This window comes from Sphingomonas sp. Leaf198 (assembly GCF_001424005.1).
Taxonomy (GTDB): domain Bacteria; phylum Pseudomonadota; class Alphaproteobacteria; order Sphingomonadales; family Sphingomonadaceae; genus Sphingomonas.
On sequence record NZ_LMPX01000002.1, the window covers coordinates 668787 to 682414 of the forward strand.

Below are 13628 nucleotides of genomic sequence, written 5' to 3' on the forward strand. Positions count from 1 at the left end.
CGCCCCGGCGAACGCCGGGGTCCAACTGGGAAACGGCGCTGACTGCTGTTGCGCTCCGTTATTGCCACCTCTCCAATTGGGCCCCGGCCTCCGCCGGGGTGGTGGACATAGGCGGAAGGACTCAGCACCGGGCGAGCTTGGAATAGCAAGTCGCCGACGAACGCGTTGCGACAGCCTACCCCACCCTCGCCACCGAAGGCTGGCAAGCGCCCGCGAACCTGCTAGACGCTCCCCCAGTAATCATGGCGTCCGATCCCTCCCCCCCCTCGACGACGGCGACAGGCCGCACTTCCGACCGGCTGCGCGGCAGGGTCGCGCGCGCCTGGGCGAGTCGGTGGACCAAGGCCGCGCTGGTGCTGGTGGTGCTCGGCTTCGTCGCGATCTTCGCGTTCTGGTTCGCGGTCATGCGCGACCTGCCCTCCGTTGACACGCTGCGCACCTACGAGCCGCCGCTGCCGACCAACGTCCGCGGGATCGATGGCGCGCCGATCCATTCCTACGCGCGCGAGCGCCGCGTCGAGCTGAGCTACGCCGAATATCCGCCGTTGCTGGTGAAGGCGTTCCTCGCCGCCGAGGACAAGTCGTTCTTCGAGCATCACGGCGTCGACTATCCCGGCCTCGCCGGCGCGGTGTACGACTATGCGACCAAGCTCGGTACCGGCAAGCGCGCCAAGGGCGGCTCGACGATCACGCAGCAGGTCGCCAAGAACCTGTTGATCGGCAACGCCTATTCGCCATCGCGCAAACTGCGCGAGGCGGTGCTGGCGTACAAGATCGAGGACACGCTGACCAAGGAGCAGATCCTCGAGCTGTACCTCAACCAGATCGCGCTCGGGCGTAACGCGTTCGGCGTCGAGGCGGCGTCACACGCGTATTTCGACAAGGAGCTCGACCAGCTCGATCTCGCGCAGATGGCGTATCTCGCGATCCTGCCCAAGGGGCCGTCGAATTACGATCCGGTGCGCAACACCGAGCGCGCGATGATCCGCCGCAACTACGTGCTCAACCGGATGCTCGACAACGGCTTCATCACGCGCGCGCAGCACGACCAGGCGAATGCCGAGCCACTCGGCGCGGTGATGCGGCGCACGCCGAAGTTCGAGAGCGTCGGCGGTTATTTCGTCGAGGAAGTCCGCCGCCAGCTGATGGCGAAGTTCGGCGAGAACGCGAAGGACGGTCCGTACAGCGTCTATTCGGGCGGGCTGTGGGTGCGCACCTCGTTCGACGCAAAGTTGCAGGACCTGGCGCAGCAGGCGTTGCGCGACGGGCTGGTGCGGTTCGACAGCGGGCGCGGCTGGAACGGGCCGATCCGTCATGTCGAGATCGAGGACGACAACTGGCTCCAGCCCTTGCTCAACAGCAATATCGCGCTCGATTACCGCGATTGGGTCGCAGCGATCGTCACGGGCAAGGACGGCAACGCCTGGAGCCTCGGCTTCCGCACCGGTAAGACCGGCACGCTGCCGCGCTATGCTGCGCAGATGCCGGTGCGCGGCAAGGGCGGCAACGCGTTCGGCGCGATCAAGACGGGCGACATCATCGCGGTGGCGCCGGAAGGTGGCGAATTCTCGCTGCGGGCGATCCCGAAAGTCTCGGGCGCGTTCGTCGTCGAGGAGCCGGCGTCGGGCCGCGTGCTGGCGATGCAGGGCGGCTTCGACGACCGGTTGCAGGCGTTCAACCGCGCGACTCAGGCGATGCGCCAGCCGGGTTCGACGATCAAGCCGATCGTCTATTCCGCCGCGCTCGACAACGGGATGACGCCCGCGTCGATCATCGTCGACGGGCCATTCTGCGTCTATCAGGGCGCACGGCTCGGGCAGAAATGCTTCCGCAACTTCGGCAACTCGCGCGGGTCCGGACCGCACACGATGCGCTGGGGCATCGAGCAGTCGCGCAACCTGATGACCGTGCGCGCCGCCGCGCAGACCGGCATGCCGAAGGTCGTCGCGACGATCAAGAAGATGGGCGTCGGCGATTACGCGCCGTATCTCTCCTACGCGCTCGGCGCCGGCGAGACGACCGTCGGGCGGATGGTCAACGCGTATTCGATCCTCGCCAACAACGGCAAGGGCGGCCCGCCATCGCTGATCGACTTCGTCCAGGATCGTCACGGGAAGGTGATCTGGCCGGAGAACTGGCGGCCCTGCGATCGCTGCAACGCGCCCGACTGGGACGGCAAGCCGATGCCGCGGCCGATCACGCGCCAGCGTCAGGTGCTCGACGCGATGACCGCCTACCAGATGGTCCACATCACCGAAGGCGTGGTCCAGCGCGGCACTGCGGTGACGTTGCGCGATCTCGACCGGCCGATGTTCGGCAAGACGGGCACGAACAACGGCCCGACCGACGTGTGGTTCGTCGGGGGCACGCCGCAGTTCGTCGGCGGGCTGTACATCGGTTTCGACACGCCGAAGAATCTCGGTGGCGCGGCACAGGGCGGCACGCTCGCCGCGCCGATCTTCAAGCAGTTCGCGACGAAGGCGTATGAGGATCTGCCCAAGCTGCCGTTCCGTGCCCCCGCCGGGATCCGCATGGTCCGGATCGATCGCGCGAGCGGTCGACCGGTCTATGGCACGTGGCCCGACACCAGCGATCCCAAGCCCGCGGTGATCTGGGAAGCGTTCAAGCCCGAGAGCGAACCACGCCGCGCTGCACGACGCTCGGATGTCGCCCCCACGGCTACTACGACGACGACCGCGGTGAAGAAGGCCGAAGCCCCGCGCGACAGCGATTTCTTGCAAAGACAAGGCGGAATCTACTAGCGCGCTTATATAGACGTCATCCCGGCGCCCGCCGGAGACCCGCCCCGCTCGCTTGGGACGGCGATCCCGGCCTCCGCTGGGACGACGGAATTTCCCCGGCCTCCGCCGGGGCGGCGGAATTTTTGGAGAATATCATGCGCGCCGAAGCGCAGGCTCACGTAGACACCATCAACGACGCGCTGGCGCTGCTGCGCCGCTTCCTCGACTGGGACCGCGCGCTGCGTCGTCTCGACGAGCTGAACGCGCGCGTCGAGGATCAGGCGCTCTGGTCCGATCCCAAGGCCGCGCAGGAGGTGATGCGCGAGCGTCGTCGTCTCGACGAGGCGATCAGCGCGACGCGCGCGATCCAGAGCGAGCTGTCGGACACCGCCGAGCTGATCGAGATGGCCGAGGCCGAGGGCGATACCGAGATGGAGGCGGACGGCGTTGCGTCGCTCGCCGAACTCGCCGCGCGTGCCGACAAGGACAAGATCAAGGCGTTGCTGGCGGGCGAAGCCGACGCGAACGACACCTATATCGAGGTCAACGCGGGCGCCGGCGGGACCGAGAGCCAGGACTGGGCCGGCATGCTCAGCCGGATGTATTCGCGCTGGGGCGAGCGCCACGGTCTGAAGGTCGAACTGGTAGACCAGCATTCGGGCGAGCAGGCCGGGATCAAGTCGGCCACGCTGCTGCTCAAGGGCGAGAACGCGTACGGCTATGCCAAGACCGAGAGCGGCGTGCACCGGCTTGTGCGGATCAGCCCGTACGACTCGGCGGCGCGGCGGCACACGTCGTTCGCCAGCGTCTGGGTTTATCCGGTCGTCGACGACAATATCGAGGTCGAGTACAACGAGAGCGACCTGCGCATCGACACCTACCGCGCGTCGGGCGCCGGCGGCCAGCACATCAACACGACCGACTCGGCGGTGCGCATCACGCACATCCCGACCGGCATCGTCGTGCAGTGCCAAAACCAGCGCTCGCAGCACAAGAACAAGGCCGAGGCGTATAACCAGCTTCGCGCGCGTCTGTACGAGCGCGAACTGGCGATCCGCGAGACTGCGGCGAATGCCGAGAACGCCGGCAAGACCGACATCGGTTGGGGTCACCAGATCCGCAGCTACGTGCTCCAGCCGTACCAGATGGTGAAGGACCTGCGCACCGGCGTGGTGTCGACCAGTCCGTCGGACGTGCTCGACGGCGACCTCGAGATGTTCATGGCGGCGGCGCTGTCGCAGCGCGTGACCGGCGAGGCTGTCGAGGTGGAGGACGTCGATTGAGCTTGCGGGGTGCCCTTGCCCTGATGCTGTCGCCGGTGTTCCTGCTCGCAGCGTGTGACGGCAGCAAGCCGCTGATCAAGCGCGAGCCCAAGGAGCCGGTGTTCCCCGCTGCCGATCGTCCAGTCGCGTCGATCGTCTCTGCGCGCTGGTCGAACGAGGAAGCGCGCGACCGGCTCAACGAGGCTGGCGAGGTCATGAACAAGGCCGAGATCCGCAAGGGCATGACGGTCGCGGACATCGGCGCGGGCGAAGGCTATTACACGATCCGCATGGCGGCCCGCGTCGGCAAGACCGGCCGCGTGCTGGCGGAGGACATCCTCCCAGCGGTGCGCGACCAGCTGGCCGAACGCGTCGCCCGCGAGGATCTGGCGAACGTCAGCGTGAAGCTCGGCGAGGCGAACGATCCCAAGTTGCCCGAAGCGAGCTTCGACCGGGTGGTGATGGTCCACATGTATCACGAGATCGAGCAGCCCTACGAGTTCCTGTGGCGGTTGCGGCCGTCGCTGAAGCCCGACGGGCTGGTGGTGGTGGTGGATGCGAATCGCCCGACGCAGAACCACGGCACGCCGCCCGCGCTGTTGAAATGCGAGTTCGCGTCGGTGGGGTATACGCAGGTCGACATGGATGACATGCCGTCGGCCGGAGGGTATCTCGCGACGTTCCGCGCGACCGGCCCGCGGCCCGCGCCGGAAGCGATCAGGGCGTGCCGGCTGAAGTGAGGCGAGACGTCGGCCTCAACTTCGCTTCGTTCCCAAACCCTAACCCAACCAATTGCACCACCCCGGCGAAGGCCGGGGCCCAATTGGAAAGGTGGCCGTGACGGCACGCTGCGCTTCGCAATCATCGTCCCCCAATTGGGCCCCGGCCTTCGCCGGGGTGGTGCTGCAGATGGCGAGCATTCCTCACACCACCCCCACCGCTCGCAAACTCGTCACCTCGTCCCCCGCGATCACCAAGTGATCAAGCAACACCACCTCCAACGTCCGCAACCCCACCGCCAGCGCCCGTGTGAACGCCACGTCCCGCACGCTCGGCGTCGCATCCCCGCTCGGATGGTTATGCGCGACGATCACGCCGCACGCATCGAACGCCAACGCATCCACCGCGACCGTCCGGATCGAGATCGCCACCTGATCCCGCCCCCCGACGACATGCCGCATCCCGAGAAGCCTCCGATTCGGATCAAGATACGCGACCGCGACCGTCTCTACCGTCGCATAACGCAGCCCAGCGAACAGCGCCCGCGCCGCAGCGAGGTCGGCGATACGACACGAAGACTCGGACGACGGCGGCACATACTCGCCTGCCCCGCGCCGCCAACGACCGCACGCGCAACTACATCCGCTTGAGCCCTCGCCCCCGCATCGCTACGCCCCCAGCATGCGCCAATATCTAGACCTAATGGACCGCGTGCTCTCGACTGGCGTCGAGACGATGGACCGCACCGGCACCGGCACGCTCAGCGTGTTCGGCGCGCAGATGCGCTTCGATCTCGCGCAGGGCTTCCCCGTGCTCACCACCAAGAAGCTCCACCTCCGCTCGATCATCGTCGAGCTCCTGTGGTTCCTCCGCGGCGACACCAACGTCCGCTGGCTACAGGACCGGAAAGTGGCGATCTGGGACGAGTGGGCGGACGAGGCGGGCGATCTCGGCCCGGTCTACGGCAAGCAATGGCGCGACTGGGCCACTGCCGACAGCCGCCACATCGACCAGATCGCCGAGCTGATCGACCAGATCAAGACCAACCCCGCCTCGCGCCGCCAGATCGTCAGCGCATGGAATCCCGGCGACCTCCACGCGATGGCGCTCGCGCCGTGCCATTGCCTGTTCCAGACGCATGTCGCGGGCGGCAAGCTCTCGCTCCAGCTCTACCAGCGCTCGGGCGACATCTTCCTCGGCGTGCCGTTCAACATCGCCAGCTATGCCCTACTCACGCACATTCTCGCGCAGCAATGCGGGCTCGAGGTCGGCGAGTTCATCTGGACCGGCGGCGATTGCCACCTCTATTCGAATCATCTCGAGCAGGCGCAGTTGCAACTAACCCGCTCGCCGGGACCTCTCCCGCGCCTTGAGATTCTCCGGAAGCCGGCCTCGATCGACGCGTACGAGTATGAGGATTTCGTCCTCCACGACTACGTCGCGCAGGCGCACATCAAGGCCCCCGTCGCGGTCTGAACAGAGAGCGACCTCGCGGCAGCGCCGCGCGACCGAATCGCAATAGGAACCGCCCGTCCGCTGTGCGGTTCAGATGCGCATGGATATTACACAGCTCATTCTCGACGAACACGCGCAGCAGCGCGCACTGTTCGCGCAGATCGATTCGATCGACGCCAAGGACACCGAGGCCCTTTCTGCGCTCTGGACCCGCCTCAAGAACCTGCTCGACGCGCATGCCGAGGCGGAGGAGCGCTTCTTCTACCCGCGGCTGATGAAGATCGGCACCGGCGGCAACGACGCCGACTCGGCCGCCGAGGAGACCGAGGACGCGATCGAGGATCACAACGACATCCGCGATACCGGCGAGGCGGTCGACAAGCACCCGGTCGGCTCGGACGCGTGGTTCGCGGCCGTCGGCGAATGCAACAAGGCGAACAGCGATCACCTGGCGGAGGAAGAACGCCAGGGCCTCACCGATTTCCGCAAGCATGCGACGCTGGAGGAGCGGCATGAGCTTGGCGTGCGGTTCGCGGCGTTCGAGGCGAACCACCTGAACGGGGTGAAGGTCATCGACAAGGATCCCGAGGCGTATGCGAAGGAACACGCGCCGAGCTGAACCACATCGTTTATCTACCACCCCGGCGAAGGCCGGGGCACAATTGGCAAGGCCGAAGTAACGGAGCGCAGCGCTCATCGACGACGTTCCCCAATTGGGCCCCGGCCTCCGCCGGGGAGGTGCTAGGGTTAGGTTCGGGCGTAACCCCGCACTAGAACCTCGCCCCTCGTTCCGGCATGACCGCCGCATGATCACCTTCTACCTCGCCCGCGCCACCAACGGCGTCATCGGCCGCGACGGGCAACTCCCCTGGCGCATCCCCGCCGACCTGAAGCGCTTCAAGGCGCTGACCATGGGCAAGCCGATGGTGATGGGCCGGAAAACGTTCGAGAGCTTCCCCAGCCCCCTCCCCGGCCGCCGCCACATCGTCCTCACGCGCGGCGACTGGCGCGCGGACGGTGCGGAAGTCGCGCACTCGGTCGAAGACGCGCTGGCATTGGCAGGCGAGGATGTGGCCGTCATTGGCGGGGCCCAGATCTACGCGCAGTTCCTCCCCCACGCGGATCGCATCGAACTGACCGAAGTCCACGCCGCCCCCGACGGCGACGCGACCGTCCCCGCCTTCGACGGCTGGCACGAGATCGCCCGCGAAGACCACCCCGCCGAAAACGACCGCCCGGCCTACAGCTTCGTCACGCTCACCCGACCCTGAGCTGTTCTCCCGCGACGGCGCGAGACAGACTGGCCCCCCGCCTTTGCGGGAGAACAACGAGGCGCAGCAGGCAACCGCACGGAAGGACTATCGCCTTTCGCGACGGCTGGTTACTGACCCGCGCATGCAACGTCTCGACGGCGGTGCGGTGCTCCCGTCGTATCTGGCGAACGGGATCGTCGCGCTGGGGAATTTCGATGGATTTCACCTCGGTCACCAAGCGGTGGTCGCGCGCGCGGTCGCCTGGGCGCGTGCCGAGGGGCGCCCCGCGCTGGTGGCGACATTCGATCCGCATCCGGTCCGCCACTTCCGACCCGATACCCCCCCGTTCCGCCTGACCACGCTCGATCAACGCCTGGAGCTGTTCAAGAAGGCCGGCGCCGATGCGATGGTCGTGTTCAATTTCGACGGCGATCTCGCCGCGCTGACGGCCGAACGCTTCATCACCGAACGGCTCGAACGCAACCTCCGCGTCGCCGGCGTCGTCACCGGCGAGGACTTCACGTTCGGCAAGGGCAAGGCCGGTACCGTCCGCACGCTCGCGTCGCGTGGCCCCGCGCACGGATTTCGCGCGGAAACGGTGAGCGCGATCGAGCTGGAAGGCGAGACCGTCTCTTCCACCCGCATCCGCGAGGCACTGCGCGCTGGCGACATGGCCACCGCCACCCGCCTGCTGACGCGCCCGTTCGCGATCCAGGGCTTCGTCCAGCACGGCGACAAGGTCGGCCGCACGATCGGCTATCCGACCGCAAACCTCGACATGGGCAATTACCTGCGCCCCGCCTACGGAATCTACGCGGTGACCGGGCGGCTGGAGGATGGTCGCGTGCTCAAGGGCGCCGCGAACCTCGGCATCCGCCCGAGCTTCGATCCGCCAAAGGAATTGCTCGAACCGCATTTCTTCGAATTCGGCGAAGACCTGTACGGCCAGCGGATCGAGGTTGCGCTGATCGAGTATCTCCGCCCCGAGGCGAAGTTCGCCAACCTCAATGCGCTCATCACGCAGATGGACGCCGACTGCGCGCGCGCGCGGACGATCCTGGCATAACCGCGCCCCTCTCCGCGAGGGAGAGGGATGGCAACGTGAGCCGCTACCGGCTACAGCCCCGCCCACTTATGATCGATACTCCCGCGCCCGCCCGCGATTACCGCGATACCGTCTTCCTGCCGAAGACCGACTTCCCGATGAAGGCGGGTCTCGCCGCGAAGGAACCGGCGATCCTCGAGCGCTGGGCCAAGCTCGGCATCTACGACCGGTTGCGCGAACAGCGGCTCGGGCGCGAGCGGTTCATCCTGCATGACGGCCCGCCGTACGCGAACGGCGACATCCACATGGGCCATGCGATGAACAAGGTCCTGAAGGACATCATCGTCCGCTCGCAGTCGCTGATGGGCAAGGACGCGCCGTACGTCCCCGGCTGGGACTGCCACGGCCTGCCGATCGAGTGGAAGGTCGAGGAAGCGTATCGCGCGAAGAAGCTTAACAAGGACGACGTCCCCGTCGACCAGTTCCGCGCCGAATGCCGCGCCTATGCCGAGAAATGGGTCGCCGTGCAGAAGGCCGAGTTCGAGCGGCTCGGCGTCATGGGCGACTGGGCCGATCCGTATCTGACGATGAAGTACGAGGCCGAGGCCGCGATCGTCGGCGAGCTGCTCAAGTTCGCCGAGAGCGGCCAGCTGTACCGCGGTGCCAAGCCGGTGATGTGGTCGCCGGTCGAGAAGACCGCGCTCGCCGAGGCCGAGGTCGAGTATGAGGACATCGTCTCCACGCAGATCGACGTGGCGTTCGAGATCGACTCTGCGCCGAACGCGCCCGAACTGGTCGGTGCGCATGCGGTGATCTGGACGACGACGCCGTGGACGATCCCGGTGAACCAGGCGCTGAGCTATGGGCCTGAGATCGAGTACGTTACCGTTGAAGCGAGCTGGGATCGCGAGCTAACCGATGCGTCGTTCGAGAATGGCGGCAATGTCATCAACAAGAAGTTGGTGATCGCGGAGGGGCTCCTCCCGCTGGTTGCGAAGCGCATGGGCTTCACGAGCAGCAATGTGATCTGGCGGGGCAAGGGCTCCGACCTTACCGACGCAACCGCACGGCACCCGATGCACGCACTCGGCGGGTTCTTCGCGAAGCCACGTCCGTTCCTCCCCGGCGAGTTCGTCACGACCGACGCCGGCACCGGGCTTGTCCACATGGCGCCGGATCACGGCGAGGACGATTTCGAACTCTGCAAGCAATACGGCATCGACCCGGTCTTCGCGATCGACGGCGCCGGGATGTACCGCGCAGACTGGGCATGGCTCGGTGGCCAGGGCAGCGTCATCAACAAGAAGTTCGTGAGCGCCGACGGCCCGATCTGCACCGACCTGCGCGAAGCTGGCGCGTTGCTGGCCGCGAGCGACGACTTCAAGCACAGCTACCCGCATTCGTGGCGCTCGAAGGCCAAGGTGATCTTCCGCGCGACCCCGCAATGGTTCATCCCGATGGATGCGTCTTCTGCTCCCTCTCCCCTGCGGGGAGAGGGTCGGGGTGAGGGGCAGCCCAGCAATGCTGCGCCCGGAACAGCCCCTCACCCCAGCCCTCTCCCCGCAGGGGAGAGGGAGTCAGAAAGTGGTAACGGCGCCACTCTCCGCGAGATCGCGCTCGACGCGATCGCCGCGACTACCTGGATCCCCGCGCGCGCCGAAAACCGGATCACGTCGATGGTGCAGGGCCGCCCCGACTGGGTCATCTCGCGCCAGCGCGCCTGGGGCGTGCCGATCGCGCTGTTCGTCGACCGCGTCACCGGCCAATACCTCAACGACCCCGCCGTCAACGCGCGCATCGTCGAAGCCTTCCGCGAGAACGGCGCGGATGCGTGGTACGCCGACGGCCACCAGGCACTGCTCGGCCCCGACTACGACCTCGCCGACTATGAGGTCGTGAAGGACATCCTCGACGTCTGGTTCGACTCCGGCTGCACGCACGTCTTCACCGTCGAAGCACGCTACGGCGAAGGCACACGCGCGAACCTGTATCTCGAAGGCTCGGACCAGCATCGCGGCTGGTTCCAGTCGTCACTGCTCGAAAGCTGCGGCACGCGCGGTCGCGCGCCGTACGACACGGTCCTCACGCACGGCTTCGCGCTCGACGGCCAGGGTCGGAAGATGTCGAAGTCGCTCGGCAACGTCGTCGATCCGTTGAAAATCATCGGCGAGTCCGGCGCGGACATCCTGCGCATGTGGGTCGCCTCGACCGACTATTTCGACGACGTGAAGATCGGCAAGGAAGTGCTCGCCACCGCCTCCGACGCGTATCGGAAGCTGCGCAACACGTTCCGCTACATGCTCGGCGCGCTCGAAGACTTCGACGAGTCGGAGCGTGTCGCGGTGTCCGACATGCCCGAGCTGGAACGCTACGTGCTTCACCGCCTCGGCATGATCGACACCGAACTGCGCCAGGCGGCCGAAGCCTACGAGTTCAACCGCTACACGCGCCTGCTGACCGACTTCGCGAACGAGGATCTGTCCGCGTTCTTCTTCGATATCCGCAAGGACTCGCTCTATTGCGACGCGCCGAGCGACATCAAGCGCCGGTCGTACCGCACGGTGTTGGACGTGCTGTTCCACGCGCTCGTCCGCTACGCCGCGCCGGTGCTCTGCTTCACCGCGGAGGAGGTCTGGCAGTCGCGCTTTCCCAACGACAATAGCTCGGTGCACTACCTCGAATGGCCGTCGCTGCCGGAAGTGGAGGATGGCGTCGAGGTCGGGAAGAAGTGGACGCAAATCCGCGCCCTTCGCGAAACGGTTACCGAAGCCATCGAACCCATGCGTCGCGAAAAGACCGTGCGTTCGAGTTTGGAGGCAGAGGTCACGATCCGATCGATGTCGCCTCTCGCGCCGACTGAAGCTGCGGAACTGGCGGAAGCGTTCATCGTCGCCAAGGTCACGCCGGGCGACGCGGTCACCGTGACGCGCACCGACTTCCACAAATGCGGCCGCTGCTGGCGCCACCTCCCCGAGGTGACCGTCGATGGCGAACTCTGCAACCGATGCGACGAGGTAGTGGCCGATGCGTAACCTGCCCAAGGCCGGGTTCGCCGCCGCCGCCGCCCTCTTCCTCGCAGACCAGCTCAGCAAATGGGCGGTGACCAAGCCGCTCGGGATCGATTCGCTCGGCGATTCGCAGACGATCACGTCGTTCTTCGACCTGCGCTTCGTCCCCAACATCGGCATCTCGCTCGGGCTGCTCCCCGCCGACGGCCACCTGACCCGCTGGGCGCTGGTGCTGGTGACCGGCGCGATCGCGGTCGGCGTCGCGGTGTGGATGACGCGCGAGAAGAACCCCGCCGACCAGGTCGCGCTGGGCTTCGTGCTGGGCGGGGCGATCGGCAATATCCTCGACCGGATCCGGCTCGGTTATGTGGTCGATTTCTGCGACCTGCATATCGGCGAATGGCGTCCGTTTTTGGTCTTCAATGTCGCCGATGCAGCGATTACTGTCGGCGTGCTCGTCCTGCTTGTTCGGGCGCTCCTCGTGCGCGAGAAGCCCCCTGTGGAGAATTCCCATGCGTAAGTTCGTACCCCTGGCCGCCGGGCCCGTCGTCGCCTTGGCGAGCGCCGTCGTCCTCCTGTCCGGCTGTGCGACGAGCAAGAGCCTCGATCGTGCGCGTCCCGACGAGTTCGCGGTGGCGCGCCAGGCGCCGCTGGTCATCCCGCCCGACTTCGCGCTGGTCCCGCCGCAGCCCGGCGCCGCCCGCCCGCAGGATACCGCGGCCAACGCGCAGACGCTCGACGCGCTGTTCGGCGGCACCGCCGCACGCAGCCCCGCCGAGACCGGCGTACTCAACGACGCCGGCGCCGATTCGGACGATCCCGGCATCCGCTCCAGCGCGGGCGATCCCGACACCACCGTCGTCGACAAGGGCAGCACGACCCGCGACATCGTCGCCGCCCCCGAAGGCGACGGCCAGGACGCGCGCGCCAAGGCGAACTGATCGGGATTTTCCCGTCGTACGAAAAAGGGCGGCTCCTCGAGGAACCGCCCTTTTTCGTGTCTGCCGGTCTTGGTCCGGCACCCCGTCATCCTGACGAAAGTCAGGATCCAGAGCCATGAGCGGAACGCCTGCGGCTCTGGATCCTGCGTCAAGCCCAGGATGACGGTCTTGATATTGCGGAACCTCTACCCGTCTTGTTCTCCCGCGAAGGCGGTAGCCCAGTCTGGGTCCCCGCCTTCGCGGGGAAACAAGGTTCAGGGGAGACCTCTCCTCAGAGCGATCAGAACGCCGCGGTCAGCGACACCAGGACCTTGCCGCCCGCGATCGAACCGGTGCCGTCCTGGCCACGGCTGAAGCTCGGCTGGAGATACGCCGATTCGCGCTTCGAGATATCGGTGTCGACATACGCGACCCCCAGCGTCAGCGGCGTCGTCGGGATCACGTAATCGGCGCCGAGCAGCCAGTCCCAATACTCACCCGTCGGCGACACGCTGGTCGCGAACGGCCCGAGGCCCTTGTTGCCGCGCGAATAGCCGACATGCGCCTTCACGGTCACGCCGGTGGTCGGGATCCCGCTGCTGACGTCGCCCCATAGATAGAGGTTGTCGTCCTTGGCGTTGACGCGGTCGTACACGCCGTTCGCCGCCGACGTGCCGTTGGTGTACCACGGCCCCAGTGCCTGCTGCTTGGGCGCATAGGCGACGCCCGCGAGCAACGCGACCGGGCCGGCGGTGCCCGACAGCTTGGCATAGGGCTCGATGAAGTCGGTGTTGTCGAAGCCGCCCGGATACATGTACCAGGTCGCACCGACGTCGATCGCGCCGCCGCCGACCGGAACCTTGTAACCCGCGATCAGGTCGAGCTCCATGTTGGCGCCGCCAAACGTGCCCCAGCCGGACAGGTTCGACGCCCAGGTGCCGATATAGACGCCGCTCTTGTGCGCGATCGTGATGCCGCCCTGGACGGCGAGGTTCTCGTCCGACTGCGACACGCCGCGGAAGCGATAGTCGCTGACGAGACCGACCGAGCCCGTGACCGTAACCTCCTTGGGAGGCGCGGTGTCATCCTGCGCGAACGCTGGCGTAGCGGCAGCCAAAGCAATGCCGCCGAGAAGAAGTGTGGTGAAGCGCATCGTTTCCCTTTCGATACCGGAAGTCGATGTCCGCCCTGCATCCGCGGACGCCGCATCTTTAGGGGCCGAAC

General features: G+C 66.7%; 12 protein-coding genes. 10 read left to right on the forward strand and 2 right to left on the reverse strand.

Going from position 1 to position 13628, the window contains the following annotated elements:
- The first annotated feature begins 242 nt into the window (after positions 1 to 242).
- The 3 genes from ASG20_RS10140 (at position 243) to ASG20_RS10150 (ending at position 4743) form a co-directional block, all read left to right on the forward strand.
- Positions 243 to 2762, forward strand: coding sequence for a penicillin-binding protein 1A (locus ASG20_RS10140; protein WP_056051597.1), 2520 nt, complete (start codon positions 243 to 245; stop codon positions 2760 to 2762).
- A gap of 134 nt (positions 2763 to 2896) precedes the next feature.
- Positions 2897 to 4024 (forward strand): peptide chain release factor 2, encoded by a 1128-nt coding sequence (gene prfB / locus ASG20_RS10145; protein WP_056051599.1) that lies wholly within the window; start codon positions 2897 to 2899, stop codon positions 4022 to 4024.
- Positions 4025 to 4047: 23 nt separating this feature from the next.
- Complete coding sequence (locus tag ASG20_RS10150; RefSeq protein ID WP_056051601.1) at positions 4048 to 4743, forward strand: class I SAM-dependent methyltransferase; 696 nt, start codon at positions 4048 to 4050, stop codon at positions 4741 to 4743.
- A gap of 183 nt (positions 4744 to 4926) precedes the next feature.
- Here ASG20_RS10150 and ASG20_RS10155 read toward each other — a convergent pair whose 3' ends face one another.
- On the reverse strand, positions 4927 to 5319 hold the full coding sequence (locus ASG20_RS10155) for a JAB domain-containing protein (RefSeq protein WP_056051602.1): 393 nt from the start codon (positions 5317 to 5319) through the stop codon (positions 4927 to 4929).
- An 85-nt stretch (positions 5320 to 5404) separates the two neighbouring features.
- Here ASG20_RS10155 and ASG20_RS10160 point away from each other — a divergent pair, with 85 nt between their 5' ends.
- From ASG20_RS10160 to ASG20_RS10190, 7 genes are all read left to right on the forward strand, one after another.
- The gene (locus ASG20_RS10160; protein WP_056051604.1) at positions 5405 to 6199 is read left to right on the forward strand and encodes a thymidylate synthase; all 795 of its coding nucleotides are present in this window, start codon (positions 5405 to 5407) and stop codon (positions 6197 to 6199) included.
- Between the two features lie 79 nt (positions 6200 to 6278).
- The gene (locus tag ASG20_RS10165) at positions 6279 to 6797 is read left to right on the forward strand and encodes a hemerythrin domain-containing protein (RefSeq protein ID WP_056051607.1); all 519 of its coding nucleotides are present in this window, start codon (positions 6279 to 6281) and stop codon (positions 6795 to 6797) included.
- Between the two features lie 187 nt (positions 6798 to 6984).
- Complete coding sequence (locus ASG20_RS10170) at positions 6985 to 7449, forward strand: dihydrofolate reductase (protein ID WP_056051609.1); 465 nt, start codon at positions 6985 to 6987, stop codon at positions 7447 to 7449.
- A 124-nt stretch (positions 7450 to 7573) separates the two neighbouring features.
- Positions 7574 to 8497 (forward strand): bifunctional riboflavin kinase/FAD synthetase, encoded by a 924-nt coding sequence (locus ASG20_RS10175; RefSeq protein ID WP_056053013.1) that lies wholly within the window; start codon positions 7574 to 7576, stop codon positions 8495 to 8497.
- A 68-nt stretch (positions 8498 to 8565) separates the two neighbouring features.
- A complete protein-coding gene (ileS, locus tag ASG20_RS10180; RefSeq protein ID WP_056051611.1) occupies positions 8566 to 11508 on the forward strand; it encodes an isoleucine--tRNA ligase in 2943 nt (980 codons plus the stop codon).
- Positions 11501 to 12004 (forward strand): signal peptidase II, encoded by a 504-nt coding sequence (gene lspA / locus ASG20_RS10185; protein ID WP_056051613.1) that lies wholly within the window; start codon positions 11501 to 11503, stop codon positions 12002 to 12004. Before ileS ends, lspA begins: the two co-directional genes overlap by 8 nt.
- Complete coding sequence (locus ASG20_RS10190) at positions 11997 to 12425, forward strand: DUF3035 domain-containing protein (protein ID WP_056051615.1); 429 nt, start codon at positions 11997 to 11999, stop codon at positions 12423 to 12425. Before lspA ends, ASG20_RS10190 begins: the two co-directional genes overlap by 8 nt.
- A 280-nt stretch (positions 12426 to 12705) precedes the next feature.
- On the opposite strand, the gene ASG20_RS10195 is transcribed toward ASG20_RS10190, so the two are convergent.
- A complete protein-coding gene (locus ASG20_RS10195) occupies positions 12706 to 13557 on the reverse strand; it encodes a TorF family putative porin (RefSeq protein WP_056051616.1) in 852 nt (283 codons plus the stop codon).
- Between the last annotated feature and the right edge of the window lie 71 nt (positions 13558 to 13628).